Origin of the sequence: Halorubrum rarum (assembly GCF_048380895.1) — an archaeon.
In the GTDB taxonomy this organism is placed as follows: Archaea; Halobacteriota; Halobacteria; order Halobacteriales; family Haloferacaceae; genus Halorubrum.
Genome location: NZ_JBLWMN010000017.1, coordinates 1 through 25,351, shown reverse-complemented (window position 1 = coordinate 25,351; position 25,351 = coordinate 1). Strand labels below are relative to the sequence as shown.

The 25,351-nt window shown below is 64.5% G+C and carries 22 protein-coding genes; 11 read left to right on the top strand and 11 right to left on the bottom strand.

All coding sequences use genetic code 11. The features are described 5' to 3' along the window. Positions 1 to 21 precede the first annotated feature (21 nt). On the bottom strand, positions 22 to 1,548 hold the full coding sequence (locus tag ACNSN7_RS12365) for a carboxypeptidase M32 (protein ID WP_418282603.1): 1,527 nt from the start codon (positions 1,546 to 1,548) through the stop codon (positions 22 to 24). A gap of 143 nt (positions 1,549 to 1,691) precedes the next feature. Between ACNSN7_RS12365 and ACNSN7_RS12360 the strand changes: the two genes are divergently transcribed. After that, the gene (locus ACNSN7_RS12360) at positions 1,692 to 2,747 is read left to right on the top strand and encodes a threonine aldolase family protein (protein WP_418282602.1); all 1,056 of its coding nucleotides are present in this window, start codon (positions 1,692 to 1,694) and stop codon (positions 2,745 to 2,747) included. Positions 2,748 to 2,959: 212 nt separating this feature from the next. Next, complete coding sequence (locus tag ACNSN7_RS12355; protein ID WP_418282601.1) at positions 2,960 to 3,973, top strand: sulfurtransferase; 1,014 nt, start codon at positions 2,960 to 2,962, stop codon at positions 3,971 to 3,973. Between the two features lie 3 nt (positions 3,974 to 3,976). Here the strand turns inward: ACNSN7_RS12355 and ACNSN7_RS12350 are convergent, their stop codons facing one another. Continuing rightward, the gene (locus ACNSN7_RS12350) at positions 3,977 to 5,620 is read right to left on the bottom strand and encodes an MATE family efflux transporter (protein WP_418282600.1); all 1,644 of its coding nucleotides are present in this window, start codon (positions 5,618 to 5,620) and stop codon (positions 3,977 to 3,979) included. 54 nt (positions 5,621 to 5,674) lie between these two features. After that, positions 5,675 to 6,715 (bottom strand): mechanosensitive ion channel family protein, encoded by a 1,041-nt coding sequence (locus ACNSN7_RS12345; protein WP_418282599.1) that lies wholly within the window; start codon positions 6,713 to 6,715, stop codon positions 5,675 to 5,677. Between the two features lie 156 nt (positions 6,716 to 6,871). Here ACNSN7_RS12345 and ACNSN7_RS12340 point away from each other — a divergent pair, with 156 nt between their 5' ends. The 5 genes from ACNSN7_RS12340 (at position 6,872) to ACNSN7_RS12320 (ending at position 15,859) form a co-directional block, all read left to right on the top strand. Beyond that, positions 6,872 to 7,612, top strand: a complete 741-nt coding sequence (locus ACNSN7_RS12340) for a proteasome assembly chaperone family protein (protein ID WP_418282598.1) — start codon at positions 6,872 to 6,874, stop codon at positions 7,610 to 7,612. A 139-nt stretch (positions 7,613 to 7,751) separates the two neighbouring features. After that, complete coding sequence (gene trmB / locus ACNSN7_RS12335; protein ID WP_418282597.1) at positions 7,752 to 8,801, top strand: HTH-type sugar sensing transcriptional regulator TrmB; 1,050 nt, start codon at positions 7,752 to 7,754, stop codon at positions 8,799 to 8,801. A 302-nt stretch (positions 8,802 to 9,103) separates the two neighbouring features. Next, complete coding sequence (locus ACNSN7_RS12330) at positions 9,104 to 11,986, top strand: PAS domain S-box protein (protein ID WP_418282596.1); 2,883 nt, start codon at positions 9,104 to 9,106, stop codon at positions 11,984 to 11,986. A 652-nt stretch (positions 11,987 to 12,638) separates the two neighbouring features. Beyond that, a complete protein-coding gene (locus ACNSN7_RS12325; RefSeq protein ID WP_418282595.1) occupies positions 12,639 to 13,211 on the top strand; it encodes a response regulator in 573 nt (190 codons plus the stop codon). Then, the gene (locus ACNSN7_RS12320; protein WP_418282594.1) at positions 13,208 to 15,859 is read left to right on the top strand and encodes a PAS domain S-box protein; all 2,652 of its coding nucleotides are present in this window, start codon (positions 13,208 to 13,210) and stop codon (positions 15,857 to 15,859) included. Before ACNSN7_RS12325 ends, ACNSN7_RS12320 begins: the two co-directional genes overlap by 4 nt. A 57-nt stretch (positions 15,860 to 15,916) precedes the next feature. Here ACNSN7_RS12320 and ACNSN7_RS12315 read toward each other — a convergent pair whose 3' ends face one another. The 3 genes from ACNSN7_RS12315 to ACNSN7_RS12305 all read right to left on the bottom strand — a co-directional run bounded on the left by ACNSN7_RS12315 (position 15,917) and on the right by ACNSN7_RS12305 (position 17,845). Then, entirely contained in the window at positions 15,917 to 17,101 is a 1,185-nt protein-coding gene (locus ACNSN7_RS12315) for a PAS domain-containing response regulator (RefSeq protein WP_418282593.1), read from the bottom strand. Between the two features lie 94 nt (positions 17,102 to 17,195). Beyond that, complete coding sequence (locus ACNSN7_RS12310) at positions 17,196 to 17,453, bottom strand: DUF6199 family natural product biosynthesis protein (protein WP_418282592.1); 258 nt, start codon at positions 17,451 to 17,453, stop codon at positions 17,196 to 17,198. 110 nt (positions 17,454 to 17,563) lie between these two features. Next, positions 17,564 to 17,845: a MoaD family protein gene (locus ACNSN7_RS12305; RefSeq protein WP_418282591.1), complete on the bottom strand. Its 282-nt coding sequence runs from the start codon at positions 17,843 to 17,845 to the stop codon at positions 17,564 to 17,566. A gap of 167 nt (positions 17,846 to 18,012) precedes the next feature. Here ACNSN7_RS12305 and sfnG point away from each other — a divergent pair, with 167 nt between their 5' ends. Further along, entirely contained in the window at positions 18,013 to 19,161 is a 1,149-nt protein-coding gene (sfnG, locus tag ACNSN7_RS12300) for a dimethylsulfone monooxygenase SfnG (protein ID WP_418282590.1), read from the top strand. Then, on the top strand, positions 19,162 to 19,761 hold the full coding sequence (locus tag ACNSN7_RS12295; RefSeq protein ID WP_418282589.1) for an NADPH-dependent FMN reductase: 600 nt from the start codon (positions 19,162 to 19,164) through the stop codon (positions 19,759 to 19,761). Positions 19,762 to 19,792: 31 nt separating this feature from the next. Here the strand turns inward: ACNSN7_RS12295 and ACNSN7_RS12290 are convergent, their stop codons facing one another. Genes ACNSN7_RS12290 through ACNSN7_RS12275 form a run of 4 tightly spaced genes read right to left on the bottom strand, consistent with a single transcriptional unit; the run spans position 19,793 to position 22,174 of the window. Next, positions 19,793 to 20,338, bottom strand: coding sequence for a molybdopterin-guanine dinucleotide biosynthesis protein B (locus ACNSN7_RS12290; protein ID WP_418282588.1), 546 nt, complete (start codon positions 20,336 to 20,338; stop codon positions 19,793 to 19,795). Further along, the gene (gene mobA / locus ACNSN7_RS12285; protein WP_418282587.1) at positions 20,335 to 20,958 is read right to left on the bottom strand and encodes a molybdenum cofactor guanylyltransferase; all 624 of its coding nucleotides are present in this window, start codon (positions 20,956 to 20,958) and stop codon (positions 20,335 to 20,337) included. The genes ACNSN7_RS12290 and mobA overlap by 4 nt, the downstream gene beginning before the upstream one ends. Next, entirely contained in the window at positions 20,958 to 21,500 is a 543-nt protein-coding gene (locus ACNSN7_RS12280) for a molybdopterin-binding protein (RefSeq protein ID WP_418282586.1), read from the bottom strand. The genes mobA and ACNSN7_RS12280 overlap by 1 nt, the downstream gene beginning before the upstream one ends. After that, positions 21,497 to 22,174 carry a helix-turn-helix domain-containing protein gene (locus ACNSN7_RS12275; RefSeq protein ID WP_418282585.1) on the bottom strand — a complete coding sequence of 226 codons (678 nt, stop codon included), beginning with the start codon at positions 22,172 to 22,174 and terminating at the stop codon, positions 21,497 to 21,499. The genes ACNSN7_RS12280 and ACNSN7_RS12275 overlap by 4 nt, the downstream gene beginning before the upstream one ends. A 431-nt stretch (positions 22,175 to 22,605) precedes the next feature. Between ACNSN7_RS12275 and ACNSN7_RS12270 the strand changes: the two genes are divergently transcribed. Continuing rightward, positions 22,606 to 23,424, top strand: coding sequence for a DinB family protein (locus tag ACNSN7_RS12270; RefSeq protein WP_418282584.1), 819 nt, complete (start codon positions 22,606 to 22,608; stop codon positions 23,422 to 23,424). 107 nt (positions 23,425 to 23,531) lie between these two features. Continuing rightward, on the top strand, positions 23,532 to 24,086 hold the full coding sequence (locus ACNSN7_RS12265) for a DedA family protein (protein ID WP_418282583.1): 555 nt from the start codon (positions 23,532 to 23,534) through the stop codon (positions 24,084 to 24,086). 106 nt (positions 24,087 to 24,192) lie between these two features. Here ACNSN7_RS12265 and ACNSN7_RS12260 read toward each other — a convergent pair whose 3' ends face one another. Beyond that, a complete protein-coding gene (locus tag ACNSN7_RS12260) occupies positions 24,193 to 25,062 on the bottom strand; it encodes a hypothetical protein (protein WP_418282582.1) in 870 nt (289 codons plus the stop codon). Positions 25,063 to 25,351 lie beyond the last annotated feature (289 nt).

The window sequence follows — 25,351 nt, the reverse complement described above, 5'->3', positions numbered from 1 at the left end:
GTACCCTAGAGAGCGTACTCTCTACAGATCGTACAGTTCGCCGTACTTCTCCTCGACGTAGTCGATGAACGCGTCCGCAGCGAACGGCTCGCCGGTCGCACGCTCGACCAGTTCGTTCGTCTCGTAGCGGGAGCCGTGCCGGTGGACGTGCTCGGCGAGCCACTCGTGGAGCGCCTCGAAGTCACCGTCGGCGACGTTCGCTTCGAGGTCCTCGATATCCGCCTCTGCGGCGGCGTACAGCTGTGCGGCCATCACGGAGCCGAGCGAGTAGGTGGGGAAGTAACCGAAGTTGCCGTGGCTCCAGTGGATGTCCTGGAGACACCCCGCCGAATCGGTGTCGGGACGGATCCCGAGGTACTCCTCGTACGTATCGTTCCAGACCTCCGGTACGTCTTCGACGGCCAGATCCCCGCGGATCAGGTCGCGCTCGATCTCGAATCGGACGATGATGTGGAGGTGGTACGTGAGCTCGTCTGCCTCCACGCGAATGAGGTTGTCCTCGTACACCTGGTTGGCCGCCTCGTAGGCGTCCTCGACGGTCGCGTCCGCGGTCTCCGGGAACTGCGCCTGGAACGTCGGCAAGAACAGCTCCCAGAACGCGCGGCTGCGACCGACGTGGTTCTCCCAGAGCCGCGATTGCGACTCGTGGACGGACAGATCGCGCGACTCCCCGAGCGGGGTGCCCCACGCCTCCTTCGGAAGCCCGAGGGTGTACTGGGCGTGGCCGAACTCGTGGATCGTCGAGCCGATCGCACCGAGCGGGTCCGACTCGTCGAACCGGGTCGTCACGCGGCAGTCGAACTGGGTCCCCGACGTGAACGGGTGCGAGGAGACGTCGAGTCGACCGCGCGAGAAGTCGTAGCCGACCAGTTTCAGTGCGTCACGTGCGAGCGCCTCCTGGTCGTCCGCAGGGAACTCCCCGTGGAAGGTGTCGACGGCCAGATCGCGATCCGACTCGCGGATCTCGTCGATCATGGGGACGAGCGTCTCTCGAAGCTCCTCGAGGATCGCCTCGGCACGATCGATCGAGAGGCACGGCTCGTAGTCCTCGAAGAGGACCTCGTAGGGGTCCCGATCGGGATCGATGTGTTCGGCGTACTCGCGCTTGAGCTCGACGTGTTTCTCCAGGTACGGGGCGAACGCCGCGAAATCGTCGTTCGCCCTCGCTTCCTCCCACGCCTGAAGGGCCTTCGAGCTCGTCTCCGAGATCTCCTTGACGAGCTCGACCGGGACGGCGTCGGCGCGCTCGTACGCCCGGCCGAGCTCTCGAACGACGGCCGTCTGCTCGTCCGTGAGGTCGGCATCGTCGAGTTCGGCGAGGAGTTCGCCGGTCGCCTCGTCGGTGAGAACGTCGTGTTGCAGCGACGAGAGCGTCGAGAGCTGCTTCGATCGGGCGGGCGTACCGCCCTCGGGCATCATCACCTGCTGGTCCCAGCCGAGCACGCCCGCGGCGCTGCCGATCGTGTTCCACCGCCGAGCCCGATCGAGGAGGTCCTCGTACGCGTCGGGAGCGGCGGATACGTCGTCGGCTGCGGCTTCCGTTTCCATACCCGTGATATTCGCCGCCTGACTTAAGAAGGGTCCGAACGCGGAACTCGATCGACGATCGGCCCCGGTTCCCGTCCGCGACGTCGCGACGGGATATCGGAGCGCGAGTTATTTCCGGTCGGCCGTCGAACCGCCGCCAACGAATGTCCGAAGCCGACGAGTTCATCGACCTGCGATCCGACACCGTCACGACCCCGTCCGACGCGATGCGCGACGCCGCCCGCGACGCCGACGTCGGCGACGACGTGTACCGCGACGACCCGACGGTCAACGAGCTGGAGCGTCGAGCCGCCGACGCGCTCGGGATGGCGGCCGCGCTGTACGTGCCCTCCGGCACGATGGGCAACCAGATCGCCGTCAAGGTCCACACGGAGCCGGGCCAGGAGCTCGTACTGGAGCGAGAGTCGCACCTCTATCGCTGGGAACTGGCCGGCGCGTCGGAGCTCTCGGGACTCCAGACCCGACCGATCGACGCGGGGTCGCGGTGCGTCCCCACCCCGGAAACGGTCGAGCGGGAGCTGGTGACCGAGGACCTCCACCGTCCCGGAACCGGGCTGTTCTCCCTGGAGAACACCCACAACTACCGGGGCGGAACCGCGGTCCCGAAAGACCGGCTCGACGCGGCCGCCGCGGTCGCCCACGATGCCGGGGTCCCGGTTCACCTCGACGGCGCGCGCGTGTTCAACGCCGCCGTCGCGCTCGACGTGCCCACGCCCGAACTCGTCGAGGCGGTCGACTCGGTTAACGTCTGTCTCTCCAAGGGACTCGGCGCGCCCGTCGGCTCGATCCTCGCGGGGAGCGAGGCGTTCATCGAGGAGGCGCGGCGCGTCCGCAAGCTGTTCGGCGGGGGAATGCGACAGGCGGGTATGATCGCCGCGCCCGGTCTGCTCGCGTTGGAGAACGTCGACCGGCTCGCGGACGACCACGCCAACGCCGAGCGGCTCGCCGCCGGGCTCGACGAACTGACGGGGATCGACGCCCCGGAACCGGACACGAACATCGTCGTCGCCCACACCGACGAGGCGGGGATCGAGGCCGCAGCGCTCGTCGATGCCTGTGCGGACGCGGGCGTCGGTGCGGTGGAGTTCGACACCCATACGACCCGCTTTACGACCCATCTCGACGTCGACGGCGACGACGTCGCGGTCGCGATCGATCGGATATCCGAGGTCGTCGACCGGCTCCTGGCGGAGGCGTGAGAGCGGTTCCCCCCGCGAGACGGGCCGCCGAATGCGCAAGTATTACACGTGTCGACGACCGGCCGATCGAGTGCCACGTTCCGGCGTCGACCCGTCTCTCCGCCGATCAGCCCTGAATCGGAGGCGATCGGTGCGGCGAGCGCCGTCGTGAACGACGGTGGATCGAGCCGCGGATAACACCGTTATGCGGGTCCCGCTCGAGGGATCGATCGATGACGAGAGACACGACACGGACGTCGACGGATCGTCGGGGGTTCCTCGCAGCCGCCGGAGCGACGCTGACGGCGGCCGTCGCCGGCTGTCTCGGAGTCGCGGACGACACCGAGACGCCCGAGGCGTACACCACGCCCGCCGCCGAGGAGTTCGACGGCGTCGTCGACAGCCAGTGGTTGACGGAGAACCTCGACGACGTGAAACTGCTCGACGTTCGAGACGAGGCGGCGGTCGAGGAGGCGCGGATCCCCGGTGCACACCACTTCTCGAACGAGAACATGCTCCGGAGCCACACCGAGGAGACCGAGGACGGCTTCCAAGCGTCGCCGGAGACGATCGCGCTGCTACTCGAGAACGCCGGGATCGCCAGCGACGACGACGTCGTCGTGTACGGTGCGGAGTCGAACCTCTGGGAGACGTACGCGATCTACACGCTGAACGCCATCGGTCATACGGGAACGGTCTCGCTGCTCGACGGCGGCTACTCCGTGTGGACGGCCGGCGGCGGCGACACGGTCTCGGAGCCGCCGGAGGCGGAGGCGGCGTCGTACGACCCGGAGCTCGACACCGACGTCGTTGCGACCCGGGAGTTCGTCGCCGAGCACGTCGCCGAGGACGGCGCGGCGGTACCGATTCTCGACATGCGCTCGCCCGACGAGTACCACGGGATCGAACAACGCGACGGCACGGAGCGGTTCGGGCACATCACCGGCGCGCTCAACGTCAACTTCCCGCAGAGCATCGACGGCGAGGCGGGTCGACTCCGAACGCCCGAGGAGCTCGAAACGCTGTGGATCGACGACACCGGGCTCTCGCCGGACGAGACGACGGTCGCGTACTGTCAGACCGCAGTGCGGGCGTCAGTCGGCTGGTTCGTCCTCGAGGAGCTCGGCTGGGAGGACGTACGCAACTACGAGGGGAGCTGGGCCGACTGGGGGAACCTCACCGACGAGGCGGGGTACTACTACACGACCGGCGAGGACACCGGGACCGTGATCGACACGTTCGCGTAGGTGCTACTTCCCGACGACCCCGTCGCCCGTCGTCGCGGCGTCGACGTCGGGTGCGGAGCCGTCGATATATCGTTCGGTCCACGTGCCGCGGGCGAACCACACCACGCCGATCAGCGCGCCGAGAACGTTTCCGAGCGCCATTCCGACCCAGATACCGGTCGCGCCCCAGCCGGCGACGAACACGAGGTAGCCCACGCTCGCGACGCGACCGACCCAGAGGGTCAGAATCGAGATCACCATCGCGATCTTGGTGTTGCCGGCACCGCGGAACGCGCCGAGAATCACCTGCGTGACGCCGATGAAGGCGAACTCGACGGACCGGATCCGCACGTACTCGACCGCATACGAGATCGTCGCGGGCGCGTCCGGCACGTCACCGAGGAAGACGGAGACGATCGGCTCGGTGAACGCGACGGCGACGACGGCGACGAGCACCATCACTCCCGCGCCGGTGCCCGCGGCGAGTTTCACGGCGCGGGCGGCTCGGTCGGCGCGGTTCGCGCCGAGGTTCTGTCCGACCATCGTGTCGATGGCGCGTCCGAGCCCCATCGCGGGGAGGAAGACGAGCGAGATGAGCCGGTTCCCGAGCCCGTAGGCGGCGACGACGGGCGGCGAGAACGTGACGACCATCGCGGTCAGGGTGATCATCGCCATCGCGCTCGTCGTTTGCTCGACGCTGGACGGGAGTCCGAGCCGGAAGATGTCCTCGATGAACTCGAGGTCGGGCCGGAGATGTGCGAGGGTGACCGTCGGTCCGAGCCCCGTCGCGAACAGGAGCCACAGGCCGACCGCGGTGGCGACGCCGCGGGAGGCGATCGTCGCGAGTGCAGCCCCCTCGATCCCGTATCCGGTGAATTCGGTGGCCGCGAACAGCGCGGACTCGACAGCGACCGGATCGAGCGCTGCGACGCCGGGGACGGCCGCGAGCCAGCCGAACAGCGGGTTGTTCGCGAACCCGAAGATGAGGAACGGATCGAGGACGACGTTCAACAGGACCGAGAGGAACATCACGGCCATCGGCGTCCGGGTGTCGCCGTAGCCGCGCATCAGCGCGGAGAACACGAAGAAGCCGAACATCAGCGGGATCCCGAGGAAGATGATCTCCATGTAGTCGGCCGCGAGCGGGATCACCGACGCCGCCGTGTCCGGGTCGCTCGGTAGCAGCTCCAGCGCCGGACGGGTATAAAAGTAGCCGACGACACCGATGAGAACCGAGAGGGCGGCGACGGTGACGACCGTCTGGCCGGCGACGAGTCCTGCCGACCGGTCGCCGTCCGCGCCCGTGTACTGCGCGACGAGGATCGCTCCCGCCGTCGTGAACCCGCCCGCCACGGCGATGAGCAGGAAAATGAGCGGGAACGCGAGGCTGATCGCCCCGACCGCCTCCGCGGACAGGCGACCGAGGTATAAGGTGTCGACGACGTTGTACGTCACCTGTAACAGCTGAATGACGACGATCGGCCACGCGAGATGGAACAGGGGTCCGACGAGGCTCCCCTCGGTGATCGAGTCGTTCGTGTCGTCGTCGGTCGGGTCGGTGTCGTCGTCGGTCGGGCCGCCGTATATCCGATCGGGGTCGTCCGAGCTATCTGCTCCGGCAGGGTCTCCGTCGGGGTCCGACGGGTCACTGGAGGGCTTGTCCGTCACTAGTTTATAAGTGAGGCCGTTCGGATATCAGCGTTCCGATCGCTTGAAACCGCATCACACGGGGTCGTCCGGCTCTGCCGCATCGAGATGCGTGTCGCCGGTCCCTGCCTCATCTCCTGCACGTTTTCGTTCACCGTCGCCCGTTTCCGTGTCGTCACCGTCTCCCGTCTCTGCCCGCTCACCGTCTCGCCCGTCATCGCCGTCGACGCCCACGCGAGCGACGCCGGAGGTGTCGTCGAACACGAGGTGGCGGTGCGGGTACGCCATCTCGACGTTGGCGTCGGCGGTGAGTGCACGGATACGGGCGTTGACGTCCGACTGGACCTTCCCGAGTTTGTACGGCTTCTTCACCCAGTAGCGAAGCCGGAGCAACACGCCGTCGTCGCCGAACTCCTCGACCCGACAGTCGGGGCTCGCGTTGTACCGCGCGACGCCGATCCGGATGTCGGGTCCGCCGTCGATAACCGCCTCACAGTCGCGGGCGGCACGTTCGATGAGCCGTCGGGCCTCCTCGACGTCGCACTCGTAGGTGACGAGCACGTCGAGCGTCCGTCGAGTCCGTTCGTCCTCCGCGGAGTAGTTGGTGACGTCGCGTTCGCGGATGTTGCCGTTCGGCACGACGAGAAACGTGTTGTCGATCGTGAATATCTTCGTGTATCGGATCGTGATGTCCTCGACGAACCCCTGCGTCCCGTCGTCGAGCTCGATCATGTCGCCGATCTCGTACGGCTGGTCGGCGAGGATGAACACGCCGTTGATGAAGTTCCCGATCAGCGGCGCGAGGATGATACCGACCACCGCGGATAACACCGCGGTCCCGAGGAGGAGGTCGGCGAACCGGACGCCGATCGCCCACAGCGCGAACAGCAGCGTGGCGGTTATCGTGCCGGCTCTGACGCCGCGGATGACAGTCTGTGCGACGCTCTGACGGGCGAACCGCCGCGCGACCGGACGACCGATGAGTCGGACGAGGAAGTTCGACAGGACGACGCCGAGCGCGAACACGATGAGGACGAACAGGGCGCGAGCACCCGGCAGATCCGCGAACCACGGGAACCACTCGGCCACCGGAACGGTTCCCTCGGTCTCGACCATGCGCTATCCGCGGCCCCCACCCGAAAAAGCGTTTCCTCCCGTGGCGGCCAGCACCCGATCGGATACGTTCGTCCGAGGTCCGACTGGGGCCCCTCAGCCATCGAGGCGAGCGCGTTTCGGGGGAAACGCTAACACGCAGCCGGGCGAACTCCCCATATGTTCGGTATGTTCAAGACGCCTCCGTCGTTCGACGTCACCCACGAATCAGCCCCGAGCTCGACGCTCGTTGCCGGTTTCTCGGCGTACGGGCTCGCCGGCCTCACGGCCGTCGACTACCTCGTCGACCACCTCGAACTGGTGGAGACCGGCTACGTGCGAGCGGAGGGTATCCCCTCGATCACGCCGTTCGAGAAGGGTCGACCGCGACACCCGACTCGGCTGTACTCGCGTCCCGACCTCGACGTGACCATTCTCGTGGGCGAGCAGTTCGTTCCGTCCGTGCTCGGCGAGTCGCTGGCGGAGTCGATCCTGGAGTGGACTGAGGCGGCCGACATCTCCGAGATAGCGGTTCTCGCCGGCGTCCCGATTCCGCACGGCCCCGAGGGACACCGGACGTTCTACGTCGCCACCGACGACTATCGGGAACAACGACTCGATACGAGTGACGTCGAGCCGATGGCGGCCGGATTCCTCGACGGGACGAACGCGGCACTGCTCGAACGGGGAATGGAGTCGCCGCTCGGGGTGGGGCTGTTCGTCACGCCGGTACACGCACAAGCACCGGACGTCGACGCCGCAGTACGGCTCGTCGAGACGATCGACGACACTTACGATCTCGGCGTCGACGCCGGGCCGCTGTCGGCGTTCGCCGACGAGATCCGACAGTACTACGAGGACCTCGCGGAACGGATCGAGGAGCGCGAACCCGAGGGCACCTACGACCGAATGTACATGTAACCGAAATCGAGCATCGAACGGCGATCCCGCGTACGACGGTCGAAGACGGGCACTGGCCCGATCGCTGACCTCGCTCCGAAACTCCGTGCAACTCGGGGTATAGTAAAAACCTATACCGGGGGAGCGTGTTGGGCCGCGTATGGCAGACGACCTCCGCGCGACGCTCGATTACGTCGGGGACCGGTTCAACCTCGGAGAGTACGAGATCGACGCGTACCTTGCGGTGTTAGAACACGGAGAGTTGACGGCGAGCGACATCGCCGACCGAACGAATATCCCGCAGCCGCGAGTGTACGATACGGTGCGGAGCCTTTCGGACCGCGGGCTCGTCGAGCTACGTGAGTCGCGGCCGATGAAGATCGTCGCCGTCGATCCCGAGGAGGCGTTCGGCGAGCTTCGCTCGTCGTTCTCGGAGATGGTCGACGAGCTGGAGGCGCGATACACGGCCCCGACCCGCGAGACCGAGGCCGTGTCGCTCGTGAAGTCGCGCTCGACGATCCTCCGGTACATCGAGGAGGTGATAACTGGAGCGGAGTACGAGCTCGCCGTCTCGTTCACGCCGGAGATCCTGCGTCGCTTCCGCGATGACCTGGCGCAGAAGATAAACGAAGGGGTCAGCATCGAGCTCCTCGTCACGCCGGCCTCGCGTGCGCCGAATCCCGACGAGTTCGACTACCTCGACGTCGCGACCATCGCTCGCGCGCGGAGGGGGATCACGACGCCCGTCCTCGCGGTCGGCGACGGGGAGTACTCCGTATACGCCACACAGGACGCGCTGCGGGACGACCGCGAGCGCTACGGCGTCATCTTCAACCGCTCCGCGCTCGGCTTCCTCGTGTCCGGGTTCTTCGGGACCGTCCTCTGGACGACCGCCGAGACGCTCGCCGCGGACGGGAAGGCCCGACCGTTCCCCCGCCGATACGCCTCGATCCGCCGTGCCGTGAAGGACGTCCGGGAGATGGGCGGGGAGTTCTACGCCACCGTCGAGGGACGCGACATCGAGACGGGCGAGTCGGTCACCGTCGGCGGTCGGGTCGTCGACGTCGCCTTCGAGGACACCGAGGAGGTCGCCTCGCTCGTGGTCGAGACCGCCGAGGGCCGCGTCGAGATCGGCGGCCGCGTCGCCGCGTTAGAGGACATCGAAGGACAGGAGATCGTTCTCGGCCGCCACGAGCCGCCGGCGCTGTAGGGGCGTGCTCGACGGCGACGGGCGCTTATACGTAGCGGCACAGCGTAGTGGAGCCGAAGACGAGAGCGAAACGAACTCGGAACCGGAGAGATCGGTGGTAGCAAACTAGTTTCCGAGCCGCTTCTCTATTTCCTGCACGGGACCGTGTGCGAACGGCTTCATGGACTGGTGAAGATTGATGTAGTTCATGGACTGGCGAAGATTGATGTACTCTTGGAATGGAGTAGTGTTAGTGTATCGATGAACTCGGTTGTGACTGGGACCACAGCGGAGGCTGCTCACCGAGCCCCGGAGCCGATCGGATGGAAGCAATCCGAGGCTCACACTTCCGGGGAGGATCTACCGAAACTCCGCTCGTGACTGTTCCGCGAGACGGTCGGAACGTCTTCGACGGTGTCGCGGATGGACTCGCCGTGCACGATCCCGATTCAACAAGGATAGTTGACATTAACGAGACATATCTCGAGATGGTGGGCTACGAATACGGTGAGATCGTCGGCGAAACAATAGAACGTCTTAGCGCGGACGACCCGACCTATTCGATCGAGACGGCCCTCGACCGGATCCAGGAAGCTTCTAAAGAGGAGAAGATCCGATTTGAGTGGCAGGTACGGCGACGTGATGGGACGTCGTTTCCGGCAGAGGTGATACTCACCCTCGTTGACATCGACGATCGGGAGCGGGTGCTCGCGTCCGTCCGAGACATCAGCGATCGCAAAACGGCAGAGCGGGATGCATTGGAACACCGGAACAAGTACCGAGTGCTCGCTGAGAATTTCCCGAACGGTGTGGTTTCGCTGGTTAACGAGGAGTTGGAGTACGAACTGGTAGTGGGCCAGTGGTTCGGCCGACTCGATCTATGTCGGTCCGACCTCGAAGGCTCCCGAGTCTCGGAGGCACTGCCGGAGCCGATCGGCTCGGAGATGGAAGCTCGGTACAGGTCGGCGCTCAATGGGGAATCGTGCCGGTTCGAAACGGAGGTGCAAGACCGGATCGCCCGGATCCGCGTTCGTCCCGTTCGAGAGAACGGTTCGATCGTCGCAGCGATGGGGATGTCTCAGGACGTCACTGTCGAACGTCGCCAGCAACGGACGATCGAAACGGCACGTCGAAAGTATCTGACACTGATCGACGCCTCACCCGACCCGATCGTCGTTACAGACGTGGAAACCGGAGCGATCGTGGAGACGAACGAAGCGGCAGCCGAGCTGTTCGGGACGCCACAGCAGGGTCTCGTCGGACGACACTACACCGATCTGTACCCCGAGGTCGACGAGGACCAGTACCGACGGCAGTTTAATCTCTGCGTCGAGAGGCAGGGTAGTTGCAGGCGACTCCCCAACGGCGATCGGATACGTGCAATCGATAACGATGGGATCGAGGTCCCGGTCGAGTGGTCGACATCAACGGTCGAGCTTGAGGACCGCCATGTAGTGTATACGACGCTGAGAGACGTTTCCGACCACGTCAGATACGAAGACGCACTCGAGACACTCAACGAGGTGGGCGAGCAACTTCTCACTGCAGGGACGAACCAATCGATCGCGGATATCGCAGTGGACACCACACAAGACGTGACCGACGCCACGAGCGTGAAACTGTATCTTTTTAATGATGACGAGGGCGTTCTTGAGCCGATCGCGTGTTCCGACGACGTCGACGAACACGTCGACGAACTGCCGACTCTGGGACCGAATGAGAACATCGCTTGGCACGTCTTCGAGACCGGTTCCCCCGAGACGTTCGACGACGTTCGAGCCGACGACGCCGACCGGTGCGATCCCGACACCGTGTCCAGGAGCGAGATCGTGTATCCGCTCGGCGATCACGGCGTCTTGCTCGTCGGATCGGCCGGACGAGGAGCCTACGCCGAGAACACGACCACCCTCCTTGAGCTGTTGGGAGCGAAGGCGACTGCGGCGTTCGATCGTGTCGAACGGGAGCGGTCGCTGCGACGGCATGAACGCGAGCTCCGGGAACGGAACGAACGGCTCGAACTGCTCGCACAGTTGAACGGCGAGATCAGAGGCCTTACCGGGGCGCTGATCACTGCTACCACCCGTACCGAACTCGAGAGAGCGGTCTGCGAACAGCTAGCCGAAAACGATCGGGTCGAATTCGTGTGGATAGCCGAACGCGATCCGGTTGACGATCGGATCGTCGAGCGACAGCGTGCGGGAGACGGACAGGGGTATCTGGATCGCCTTTCCAAGTCGATCGATGACGGGCACGAGCCGACTTTCGAAGCGATCCGGACCGGGGAGCTCTCGATCGTCGAGAACACGGCGAAGGACGCACGCCGTCAGCCGTGGCGGGGCCGTGCACTCGAACGAGGCTTCAAATCCGTGTTCGCGGTTCCGATCCGGTACGAAGACAGTGTGTACGGAGTCCTTACCGTCTATGTAAACGACGTGGACCCGTTCCGTGGCCCGGTTCGATCGGTGTGGACCGAACTCGGGCGAATCACCGGCTACGCGATCAATGCGGTCCAACGGAAGAACGCGCTCGTTACGAACCAGGCAACCGAACTCGAGTTTCGAGTGACGGATCTCTCATGCTTCGTCCTCCGGTTCGCTCAACGGACGGATACCCACCTCAGAGTCGAGGGAATGGTCCCGCAGGAGAGCGGAACGACACACCTGTTCGTCACCGTCGTTGACGGTTCGGCCGATGGACTCCTCGAACATGCCAAGGAGGCGAGCGAAGTCGACAGTACCCAGTTTATTCTCGATGACGAGTCGGAGCCGTTGGTACAGCTAGAGGTGTCCGGGACGTTCATTGGGACGAGACTCGCCGATCACGGGATCAAGATCAAGCGGATCACGGCTGCCGAGAAGGCGGCGACTGTCGTCGTCGGCGTGTCACCGACCATGAACGTCCACACTGCCGTCGAAACGCTCACCACTCTGTATCCCGACTCGGAACTGACGGCTCAGCGGAGTCAGGAGGAAACGCCGGACACGTTGACCTCGCTACCAGGATCGATTCTCGATCGGCTCACCGCTCGTCAACGAGAAGCGATCGAACTGGCGTACCGGAGCGGATACTTCACCTCGCCAAAACAGGCAAGCGGAGTCGAACTCGCCGATATGATGGATCTCTCGACGTCGGCGTTTCATCGCCATCTCCGAGCAGCCGAACGGACCATACTTTCGGGTCTGTTGGACGGCGACCGAGACGGGTGAGAGAGACGGAACCAGTTCGGAACTACTCGAGTGAGTTTCATTGCTGATCCTTGTAATGAGAATTCTTGATCCGGAGCGGATGAGTCCTCCCTCCTCGTCTGGGAAATATCACCCCCATTGGTAGTCTAGGCGGGATATTTTGCCCCTGACGTTCTTACATATATGAGTTATGCTATCCATAAGCTCAATGTCGGATGATACTTCAGCGAGGATCACCGCGGAGGAGCGTCCACAGGTCGATGGAGGTCGACTCACCGACGATATCGGAATTTCGGAACAGGATATCGAATGGTGGAAGCGCTTCACGAGACTCGAGTCAGACGACATCAACCGTCGCACGTCGATGTCCGACACGTTCGAGGCGGTCTCGGCCGACTTCGTCGATGAGTTTTACGCTCCCTTACAGCCTCATTCCGAGGCGATCTCCGTCGTCGATTCGTCATCGAAGCGCTCGGTAACGGTCAGTACGACCGAGGAGAGCCACCAATGAGCGACAATGATACGACGGCAAGCGATCGAGAGTTGATGGTATCGACGGAGAACCACGAGCCCGAGACCGATGGACAGGAGTAACGATCCGAGTGCAACGGACGACAACGAACGACCGGCGTCAGTGAGAGAGGATGGCGATGGGGTTTCGGACGGTAGAGTGTTGATCGTCGAAGATGAACCGTTCCTGCTCGGGATGTACGCGGCAAGACTCGAGGACAGCTACACGATCGAAACCGCTACCACGGGGACAGAAGCGATCGAGTACCTGTTTGACAATGAGACGCCAGTTCCGGACGTCGTCCTGCTCGATCGGCGCATGCCGGGTCTCTCCGGTGATAAAGTGCTCTATCGAATCCGGGATCGTGGCCTCGACTGTCGTGTCGCAATGATCACCGCCATCGAACCGGACGCCGACATCGTCGACATGGAGTTCGACGCCTATCTGATCAAGCCTGTTCGAGAACGAGAGCTGCGATCGCTTGTCGAGTCATTGTTCGAACGGCGGGCCCTCGAGGACCGAATGCAGGAGCTGTTCTCCATTACATCCCGACTGATCGCACTTGAACAAACGGGATATATCGACATCGTCGAGAACGATCCGGAGTACCTCGCACTGAAAGAACGGAAGGCGGAACTGGAAGCGGAAACTGACTCGCGTCTCGAAACGCTACTAAGCGATCAAACGCGAGCACGACTACTCTACTGTGATCTACTCTCGAGATACAAAGAATGAGCCAGAAACAGTCCGAGATCGGAACCGAGTTACAGGTGTTACACGTCGACGACGACGAATCCTTCGCCGAGTTGGTCTCAAGATATCTAACTCGGAGCGAGCGAATCGACGTAACGACCGAAACCGATCCCGAACGGGCGCTCGAACGACTAAACGACAGTGTCGACTGCGTCGTCAGTGACTACCAGATGCCGGATATGAACGGGATCGAGCTGCTCGAACGGGTCCGAGAGCAGAAACCTGATCTCCCATTTGTGCTCTTCACCGGTAAGGGGTCAGAGGAAGTCGCCGAGCGAGCGCTTTCAGCGGGAGCAACGGAATATATTCAAAAAGAGCACGGTACCAGCCAGTATCAGGTGCTCAGGAACCGGATCGAGAACATCGTTGATCGCTACCATGCCGAGCGACACGCTGAGCGAATCGAACGGATCAACCACGTCGCTCAGGAGGTACGCGAAGTTCTGGTTCGGAAGACCTCACGGACGGAACTCGAACGGTACGTCTGTGACGTTTTCAGCCGGTCCGAACTGTACGACGACGCGACGATCCGTTCCGACGGACCCGAAAGCGGCGACGTGGGATCTCGATATGCGTCCGACGAGGATACCGAGACGTTGGATCGTTGGTACCGATCCGAAACGATCGCGGAAGTGCCGCTTACGTATCAGGGTACCAACTACGGGATACTGTGTGTCGGTACGGATCGACACGCCAATATCGGAGGGTTCGAACGGAAGCTTCTCGAACGACTGGGAGACGACATCGCTCACGCGATCAATGCGATTGAGACGACGGCAAAGCTCCGAGCCGAACGGAACCGACTCCGAGCGATCTACGAGGCATCATCGGACGGACTGATAGTCTTCGACCGCGACGGAAACTGCGAAGGACCCGTCACAGACCACCCGGAGCATGATGCAGTGTCTTCATCGCTCCTTGACGAAGAGTCGTTCCGCGAATACGTTTCGGCGGAGGAGAGAGACCGGATCGGGAACGCATGCCGTGAGACGATCCGATCCGAAACGTCCCAGCGGATCGAGTTCCCACTCGAACTCGACGATCGGACGTTGTGGTACGAGGGAAACATGGCCCCGATGAGACACCACGTGGCCGGCGATCGAGTGTTGATGGCGATTCGCGATGTCACCGAAAAGAAACGTCGACAGCGGCGACTTCGAACCTTCAAGCGGGCGATCGATGAATCCGGGCATGCGATATATATCACCGACATCGACGCCGAAATAGAGTACGTCAATCCCGCCTTCGAAGCGATCACCGGTTACAGCTCCGATGAAGCGGTTGGGAACACACCAACGATCCTCCAGTCGGGTGAACACGATGAAGCGTTCTACCGGGAGCTGTGGCGAACGATCCTCGACGGTCGGGTATGGCGAAACCGAGTGATAAATCGGCGAAAGAACGGCGATCGGTACGTGATCGACCAGACGATCGCACCGATCACTGACGAGAACGGAACAGTCCGAAAGTTCGTTGCGGTGAACACGGACGTCACCGCTCGTGAGAAACGCAAACGTCAGTTCAAAGCACTGAACGACGCGATGGAAACGTTGCTGGACGCGGAAACTCGGACCGAGGTGGCCGAAGTCGGCGTCGAGGCCGCACGAGACGCTCTGGGGCTCGATACGAACGGCATCCACTATTACGAGGAGGAATCAGCGACGCTCGTTCCCGCCGCGATAACGGAGGCCGGCGAGTCGCTTATCGGCGATCCGCCAACTCTGACGGAAAACAGTATCGCCTGGCGAGCATATGAAAACCAAGCGCCGATCGCGATCGATGACGTTCGCGAGAAGGGTGACGCGTACAACCCGGAGACCGATGTCCACAGTGAACTGTTCCTTCCGCTCGGGGAGCACGGCGTGTTGATCGCAACGTCAAAGCAACGAGGAGCGTTCGGTCGTGAGGATATCGCCGTCGGAGAAGTACTGTCAGAACATATCAGAACGGCACTCGATCAGCTCGAACGGAAACAGCAATTACGGGATCGAGAACGGGAGCTAACACGCCAAAACGACCGACTGGAAGCGTTCACATGTACGGTGTCACACGATCTTCGGAACCCGCTCTCGATTGCCATGGGACGTCTGGAGTTGTACCGAGAAGACGGCGAGCAGGAACATCTCGATCGAGTGAACGCATCGTTGAATCGAATGGATCGGATCCTCGAGGATCTCCTTTGGCTCTCTCAAACGGGACGGGACATCGCCGAGACCCAGCCGACGGATATCGATCGCATCGCGAGCAATGCATGGAAATACGTGGACACCGAGGGGGCGTCACTCGAGATCGAGGGGAGGGGAACGATCCTCGCCGATCCGGATCGTCTCCAGCGAGTGTTCGAGAACCTGTTCCGAAACAGCGTCAAGCACGGAGGAAATGACGTGACCATTCGGGTCGTGCTCGGGGAGAGTGGATTTTACGTCGCGGACGACGGTTGCGGTATTCCGGAATCCGATCGTGATCGCGTGTTTGAGGAAGAGTACTCGAACAGCTCGGACAGCACGGGCTACGGACTATGGATCGTTCGATCGATCGTCGAGGCACACGGCTGGGAAGTAACCGCGACCGAAAGTGAAACCGGCGGTGCGCGCATCGACATCGATGGCGTCGAAATCGTCGATCAGTAGCCGGTCGGAACGGTCCCGTTGTGTGCTCCGCTGTGGGACGTCGACCTTGCTTGACCGTCAGATCACCGGCTCCGTCACGTCCCGATACACCCACAGATGTCCCTTACCGTCGGGGAGATCGATCGGTCGGTACGTCCGTCGGAAGCTGCGTCCGTCGGCCAGCGCGATCCGCTCGTTCGGGACGGGCTCTCGGGCGTCGACGATCTCGTTGATCCGCTCGAGGAACCGGTCAGGATCCGCGAACATGCCGCTGACCTCGATGGCGAACCGCTCGCAGTCGGCTCCGACGGCCTCCTCGGGCGATCCCTCCACGCCGAACAGGTCGTACAGCTGCTGGTTGACCGCGATGACTCGGCGGTCGGCGTCCTCCGCGAGCATACCGACTGAGAGCGTGTCGAAGATGGTCGAGAGCACGGCGTTCGTCCGTTCTATCTCCCGCTTTCTGGACTCCTGGGCGGTGATGTCCTCGAACTGCGAGAAGATCCGGATCACCTCCCCGTCCGCGTCGGTCACGACTTGATTGTGCCACGCACACAGGATTCGCGTGTCGTTCGATCGAACGTTTTCGTTGACGCTCCGGTAGCCGCCCTTATCGGAGAGCAGCTGTCGTTCGACCTCGGCGACGAGCCGTTGTTCGTCGTCGGGGACGAACGGCATCCACGTCCCGTCGACGATCTCCGACTCGTCGTACCCGAGGATCTCCTCGGCGGCGGCGTTCACGCGAACGATCCGAAACCGGTCGTCGTACTCGATCGTCCCCAGCGGCGACTGGTCGATGAATCGCGAGAGTCGCTCCTGACTGGCGGCGAGCGCTCGCTTCGAGCGGTGCTGTTCGACCGCGTTCCGGATCCGGTTGGCGAGCACCGTGTACTGGTCGCCGCCCACCTCCTTCTGGATGTAGTCGGTGACGCCCGCCGAGATCGCCTCGCTCGCTATCTCCTCGCTTCCTTTACCGGTGAACAGGACGAACGGAACGTCGTCGTCGCGCTCCCTGACGCGATCGAGGAACTCCAAGCCGTCCATTTCGGGCATATCGTAGTCGCTGACGACACAGTCGATCCGTTCGTCCCCGAGCGCGTCCAGCGCGGGAGTGACGCTCGTCTCCGAACGCACCTCGATCGACTCGTCGATCCGATCGAGGTACGTCGCCGTGAGTGCGGTGAAATCCGGATCGTCGTCGACGTGGAGGACGCGGACCTCACCGGAGTCCCCGGAGGCCATCCGACGATCGGATCGAGACATGGTGTTCCGTTCAACAGCCGCCTCGTATATGGTAGTATGGGATGGGGAAGCGCGAAAGAGGACGAGAACGGACGAGACCCGGGCGAGGACCCAGTTAGCTCGCCTCGTCGGCGGACTCGTTCGACGTGTCACCGTGCGCCCCCGACCCGCGGGCGGAGCGGAACAGCCCGACGAGCGCGACGGTGACGAGCACCGCACCCTCCAGTCTGGCGGCGACGTGGAACCACTCTCGGGGCTCGGCGTCGTCCGCGTCTCGATACGCGACTCGCGTGAACAGCCGGACCATCCAGCTCGGGACGAGGAGTTCGATCAGTCCGACGAGACCGACGACCAACAGGAGGACGTTCTTCATGTCGGAACGTACGACGGGTGCGGTCAAAAGCGATGCGGCGGAAGCGAGGGGCGCGCTCGGGCTCCGCGGCTCATCTTCCGTCAAGCGGTTATACCCACCGAATGACGGTCTCACCCACCGTACACGGACGGGATCGCACGGACGACGTCGCCGTCCTCGACCGGCGTGTCCAGTCCATCGAGATGTCTGAGGTCGGTCGTGTTCACGCTGACGACGGTTCGCCCCGCGAGGTCGTCTCCGCCGTCCGCGAGCAGCCGCCCGTCGAGCTCCGGATACCGTTCCGCCAACCGCGCAAGCAGTTCGCGGTACGTCTCGACGTCGACGTCCAGCGTCACCCGCTTCTCACCGACGTCGTCACGGAAGGGTCCGAAGAACCGGCACTCGACCTCCATGGCGTTCGATGCGGTCGGGCGGGCCTTCTACCCGTCGGTCCGGAACCGACCTCTCGTCAATCGTTGCCGGCGACCGGGTCCGTTCGCAGGGTTCGCCGCCACACGGGAGCATCAACAGCTATCGCCGCCGTAGACCGCGTTAAACCGGTCCGGGCCGAGGGTCGGGTATGGATACCGAGTTCGCGTACTGGGTGCCGAACGTCAGCGGCGGGCTGGTCGTTTCGGACTGGGAGACGGAGACGGACTGGACGTACGAGTACAACCTCGACCTCGCTCGAACGGCGGAGGAGGTCGGCTTCGACTACGCGCTCGCACAGGCGCGGTTCTTCGGCAGCTACGGCGCGGACCGCCAGCTGGAGGCGCTGTCGATCGCGAACGCGCTCGCGGCACAGACCGACGAGCTCCACGTCATCGGCGCGGTCCACCCCGGACTCTGGGAGCCCGGCCCGCTGGCGAACTTCATCGCCACCTCCGACCGCATCAGCGACGGCCGGTTCTCGATAAACGTCGTCTCCGGCTGGTTCAAAGGCGAGTTCACCGGCTTCGGGCAGCCCTGGCTCGCACACGACGAGCGATACGCCCGATCGGAGGAGTTCATCGAGGTCCTGAAAGCGCTGTGGACGGAAGAGCGGGCCACCTACGACGGTCGGTTCTACACGATCGGCAGGGACATCGACGGCTTCGAGGGCGCGCCGCTGGAGCCGAAGCCCGTTCAGGACCCGTATCCGAAGGTGTTCCAGGGCGGTAACTCGCAGGCCGCACGACGGATGGCGGCGAGGCAGGCGGACGTGCTGTTCATCAACGGCGGGAGCCTCCAGGAGATCCGCGCCGTCATCGAGGACGTCGAGGAGTACGCCGCGGAGTTCGAGACCGAACCGCCCCGGTTCGCCGCGAACGCGTTCGTCATCCAGCGAGACACCGAGTCGAAGGCGAAATCGGTGCTCGAAGGCGTGATCGAGAACGCCACCGACGAGGCGGTCGAGGCGTTCCGCGAGCAGGTGAAACAGGCCGGACAGTCCTCCGCGGAGGGCGACGGGATGTGGTCCGACTCCGATTTCGAGGACCTGGTTCAGTACAACGACGGCTTCAAAACCGGTCTCATCGGGACGGACGAACAGATCGTCGAGCGGATACGGAAGCTCGATGCGATCGGAATCGACGTCGTGCTCGCGGGGTTCCTCGATTACGACGAGGACCTCGAACGCTTCGGGCAGACGATCATTCCGGCCGTCGAGGAGGCCGAGCCCCTCGCCCCCGAGGACGTCGACGCGGTCGACGAGATCGAGACGGTCGGCGGCGCGAGGGTCGCTCGATAGATGACGGCACGAACGCTCCTCGGGATCGTCGGCAGCGTCTCCACCGAGTCGCGGACCCGGAGCGCGGTCGAGGTCGCGATCGACGCCGCGGCGGCGAGTCACGACGAGGTGGTCGCCGAGACGCTCCACCTCGCGGAGTACGACCTCGCGACGGCGGACGGTCGCGGACGCGACGCCTACGAGGGCGACACGGCCGAGGCGCTCGATCGGATCGTCGACGCCGACGCGTACGTCGTCGGAACGCCGGTGTATCGGGGGTCGTACTCGGGTGCGCTGAAGAACCTGCTCGACGCCGTCCCGCGCGGCGGGTGGCAGGGAGACGTCGCTCCGTTCGAGAACGCGGCGGTCGGACTCGTGGCGACCGGCGCGACCGATCACCACTTCCTCGCGATCGATCAGGAGCTCCGCCCACTCTTCGCGTTCTTCGGCGCACACGCGGTCGGCGGCGCGGCGTACGCGAACGCCGACGACTTCGAGGACCGGGCCGTCGCCGACGCGGACGCTCGCGAGCGGCTGGAACTGCTGGGCGAGGCGACGGCGGACCTCTCGATCGCGATCGACGGGTCGGACGCGCTCGGGTCTCTCGGTCCACAGATCTGATCCGCGTCGACGGCGTGGCCCGATGTCGTCGTTACTCCTCGTCGGCGGCCGCGACGTCGACCGTCGGCGGCGGGCCCGCGGCGCGAACCGCCGCGAGGATCTCCTCGAAGGCGTCCGATCCGGTCGCGATCACCTCGCCCGCGACCGTCGAACCGTCGCCGTCCCCGAGCCACACCGTCGGGAGGTCGGTCCCCGAGAACCCCTCGATGAGGACGAGATCGTATCCGCGGTCCGCGAACCGACGGAGCGTCGCGTGTAGCGCCGCGCGCTTCGCCGCGTCCGAGTCGGTCGGATCCGACTCCGTCGCGTTCGCGGAGTCGCCGATCGGCGAGACCTCGAACGCGAACGACGGCGTGATCCCGACCACGGACGCAGCGCCCGCGGTGCGATGACGGTGCGTGTCTGTTCCCGCCGTGTCGGGCTCGATGTCGTGGTGGATCGATTTCACGGTCGCCACCGTGAGTTCACCGTCGAACGCCTCGAGGAGTCGCTCGACGAGCGTCGTCTTGCCCGCGTCGCTCGGGCCGGCGATGCGAACGACCGACGGGACCTCGATCTCGGTCTCTGTCCGCGTCATTGGGTGATCGTGGCGGCCCCTCCGCTTAACAGATCCGCGTGCTCGTCGACGTCCGCGAGCGAGTGCCGGAGCGAGTCGTCGGCGTGGGTCGCCGGAACGGTCACGAGCGGGGAGAGCCGTTCGACGACGCCGCGAAGGCTCGTCCGGGGACACGCGCCCTCGATGGCCCGTCGGAGGTCGTTGACGCGGTAGACACCGTGAAGCGGCTCCGGGTGACCGCCAGACACCGGCACGACACCCGCGGGCGAGAGGTGTTCCGCGCGCTCGCCGAGGCGTCTGATCGCCCGCGGGGAGAGCCACGGCATGTCGCCGCCACAGACGAACACCCACGGCGTATCGACCGTGTCGAGCGCGGCGGCAACGCCCGCGACCGGCCCTTCGTACTCCTCATCGTCGTGGACGAACGACGGCGTGACGCCGTCGATGGCGTCGTCGAGGCGGGACGCGTGATCGCGGTCCCGCGTCGCGACGATCGGGTCGGTTCGGGTCGCACGTGCCACCGCGACCGCGGCCCGATCGATCAGTGGCCGTCCGTTCAGTTCCGCCACGAGCTTGTCTCGGCTCCCGAACCGGAGCGACCGCCCGCCCGCGACGACGATCGGCGTCGCGTCCAGCACCATCAGTCGGACACCTCCGTCGGATCGTCGACGTCTCCCCGCTCGGCGGTCCCGTCGTGGTCCGCGTCCGATTCACCGAGGAACCGCGGCTCCGCATCCGCATCCGCGGGCAGCGAGACCGCTTCGAGTCGGACGAGATCGCGCACGGTTCGTGGACCCTCGATCCCGCTTCCGACGAGCCGCGGAAGTCCGTTGGAGTCCGCTCCGTCGTCGACGCGCTCCGCCGCGACGACGGTCTCGAACGCGTCCACGATCGGAACCGGAACGCAGTATCCATCGGAGGAGACGGCTCGCACGTGTGTCGTCTCCGGATCCGCGTCCGCGAGGAGGTCTCCGACGGGAACGCCGCGCCACTCGCCGCCGAACGTCTCCCCGGAGTGACACCGGTACGAACACGACACCGTCACCCGCTCGTGATCCGCATCGGTCGGGTCGATGCGGGCGAGCAGGTCGTCGGACGAGTCGGGGTCGTCCTCCGTTGCCGGGATGGGGTCGTCCTCCGTTGCCGGGATGGGGTCGTCCTCCGTTGCCGGAGCGGCCGTCACGACACGACCACCTCGCGTTTCGCGGTCGTGTCGGCGGTTTCGTCATGCGGTAACCCCTCGGCGAACCGCTTCATCAGTCGCTCCTCGGCGCGCTGGAGCGTCTCGCTGCAGGTGGATTTAGCGATCCCTTCCCGCTCGGCGAGCTCCGTCAGCGTACACCGGCGCGGGGTGGCGTAGTAGCCGGCGTCGATCGCCGCCAACACGAGATCCCGTTGGGTGTCGGTCAGCACGCGATTCGCGGCGTCGTACTGCCCGACGAGCTCCACGTCGAACGCGATGTCGAGGGAGGCGAGGTGACGACCGAGCGACGAGATCCGTTCGTGATCGCCGGCAACTTCGATCGACGTGCCGCCGTCGACGACCTCGATCGGCGGCTCGACCGGAAGTCCGGACCGGCGGACGGCGTCGAAGAACTGCGGCGTCTCGCCGGTCACGTGCAGCGTCGTCTCGAACTCGTCGCTACCGAGGGTCTCGACCTGCTCGATTCCCTCGAGTACGTCGAGGTCCTCGGCGGCGGATTCCCGCTTCGGACCGACGACCGAGAGCAGCGTGTAACCGACGTCGTCATCCGAGACGATGCCCAGAGCCCGATACGTCGTCATCGGGTTCGCTCGTGAGACGTCCGCGATCCACGACCCGTCCGGGAGCCCGAGGCGAAACCTGACCCACGTCATCGTCGACACCCGAGACGGTCCGCGGAACGTCGCAGTCCGTCGGCCGATCCCCCACCGACGTGGCGTCGGTGAGCGACCGTGTCGAACCGCGTGCGACACGATTCACCGGCGGCGTATCGGTTCATTACGTCTCGAAGGACGCACCGGTTCCCCCTCTGGTTACCCCTTCATTCGTTTCGACTTTTAAATACACGAACGGGTTCGGACCGGGTCACACGACTACGGCCCCGTCCTGGCGTGCGAACGCGACACGGAGGGATCGGAGGTGATGGGTGGTATCCAGCCGTCGATCGTCGCCGTTGATCGACCACCGCCTCAACGATCGTCGGCATCGGCGAACGGACACTGTGTTCGGATGGCCAACAATAACCCGAACCAGTCGATGGACACAACAGCTTTACCTTCATCAGACGTTGGTCAGCGCAGGAAACATGTCCACAGCAGACACACATCTCTACTGGGCGACCGGATGCACGAGCTGTTTGCGCGTCAAGGAGTTCTTAGAGCGCAACGGGGTGGAGTTCGTGTCACACAACGTGGTGGGTCCCGACGCCGAGCGGGACCCGACGGATCCGTCGCCGATAGGGGTTCAGGGAGCGGATCCGGAGATCATCGAGGAGATGACCGAGCTCGGACTCCCCGGGCACGTTCCGGTCGTCAGGGTCGGGGACGACTGGGCGGACGGCAAGGACATCCCGAACGTCGCGGACCTCGTCGGGATCGAGCACGAAGCGGAGCCGTTGCCAGTCGAGGAGCTCGGTGATCGACTCGACACTATGCTGTCGGCAGCGCTCCGATATCTCGAACTGATCCCGGAGTCGGAGCTGTCCACCGACATCCCGAACAGACCGCGGAGCTACGGTGAGCTGATCCAGCACGTGTTCAGTCTGCCGGACGTGTTCATGATGCACGAGGCCGGCGTCCCGATGGACGGCGTCCCACGAATGGACCACGACTGGGACCCCCATTCGACGGTCGCGCTCGACACGTACGGTCGCTCCGTCAGAGGGCGGTTCCGGGACTGGATCGAGGGGCCGGGCTCGACGACGGACTGGTCGGAGACCGCGGACGTGTTCTGGGGCCAGCCGACGAAACACGAGTTCTTCGAGCGGACGACGTGGCACACGGGCCAACACGTGCGACAGCTCGAGTGGATACTGGAACACGAACTGGACGTCGGCTTCGACGACCCGATCGATCCGGCGCTGTGGGAGGGTCTCCCGATGCCACGGAAAGTCTGGAACGAGTGACATCCTCCCCGACCTAACGGGACGAGGCTTTCTCCTTGCATTTCGGTAACCGGGAGCGACCGGTCAGGCCGCCGTCGTTATACTCGCCCGGCACGTTCTTCGATCGCATGCTTCCGAGCGTCGTCGACGTCCTCGTCGTGCTCCAGGCGCTGGCGGTCCCTACCATCGTCCTGCTCTTCTACTTGGACGGGATGATCGTCGGGAAGCTCACCCCGCCGGCGGCCCTGTACGTCGCGTACGTCGCGCTGACATCGCCGACCGACGCGGCGTTGGCGGTGATCGCCGCCGTGTGCGTCGTCGCGTCCACGCTCGGACAGTTCACGATCTATCGCGGCTTCAACGAGGAGAGTCCGGAGTTCATCGGGGTCCGACGGACGGTGCCGTACGTCGACCGGATCCCCTCCCTCGTGAAGCGCCGGATCGGGAACCGGCGGGTGGCACTCGTCACGAGGCTCTTCGACCGGTTCGGTGGGGTTGGGATCTGTGTCACGAACACCGTTCCCGGGATTCGGAGCCTGATGGCGATCCCCGCCGGGCTGAGCGCGTATCCGTCCGGGCGGTTCCTCGCGTTCTCGACCGCCGGAAACGTCGTCTATCTCGTGATGGTGACCGCGATCGCACGGGGACTGATCGAGCTCGCCGCCTTCGTTCCCGGAGCGTGAGGCATGGCCGGAACGACACGGACGTCGTCTGCGCCGGTCGTCGTCGGTCCGTGACGACCGTTGTCGTCTGCGCCGGCCGCCGTCGGTCAGTGACGGCCGTTGTCGGTCAGTGCCGGCCGCCGTCGGTCAGTGCGATCGGGTCCTCCTCGTCAGTCGTGTCCGGAGCCGCGGGGGTCGTCGACCTCGCGTCGTCCGTCCCCGTCGTCGCCGAGTCGACGTCGAAATGCGTCCAGAGCGTGGCACCGACGACCGCGTACGCGACGAGGTCGTAGTGAACGGTGCCGCCGAAGCCGGTGAACGCGGCGAGCGTACTGTACCCGTACACGGCGAGGACGCCGACGACGAACGCCGCCTCGTTCGTCGGTCGACCGGCTTTTACCGCCGCGACCGACCGGCGAATGGTTGGGCCGCAGGCGACGAGGAAGGCGACGCCGGAGAGCGCGGCGAGGTTGACGAAGAAGTGGGTGGCGACCCGCGAGTCGAGGATCGACTGCAGGTACGCCACGGTGACGGGGTCGTAGAACAGCCACTCGACCCGGGTCGGATACAACACGCCGACGTACGGCACCGCGACCATCAGTCCGAAGAGGACCGCGACGGCGACGCGGGCGGAGTCGAACTGGGCGGCTCGGCGGCTCGCGAACGCCTCGTCGCCCGGAGCAACGACGAGCCCGTACGACTCGAGCTCCGCCCGCAGTTCGTCCCGTGACACCGACGGATCGTGGTGTATCCCGACCGTGCCGTTCCGTTCGGTCGCAGAGGCGGCGCTCACGTCGTCGCGGGCGGCGAGAAGCGCCTCCAGAAGGGACTCCCGCCGCTTCGTGTCGATGCCGTCGACGTCGAACGTGTCGTTGACGTGGGGCTCCGGGACCCGCGATACCCGCGGGCCGGGTCCCCGATCCGGGTCGTCGATCCGCCGCTCGCGGACCGCGGCTTCGAGGGGGTCTCGCGGACCACCGACGTCATCACCATGCATGTGTATCACATGCGGTTACGCGAGCATGAAGTTTGTCCCACTGGTTCCGTCGAGATCCTATTCTTCAAATACAACGGAGAATGAAACAGTCGGTCGCCGAACGGTGTTTCTTGATCGATAGCGGGAGTGGGTGTTGCAGGTCGTCGGTTGTAATATAGTATTTAAACGATCGTGAGCGACGGCGATGGCTACTTATAAAGAATGCATGCGGTGGCGTGCGCCCGTGAGCGGCCGTCAGGCCGCGAACGGCCTCGCGCGAGGGAGTCAGGGGCGGTCGCCGAGCGGCTCC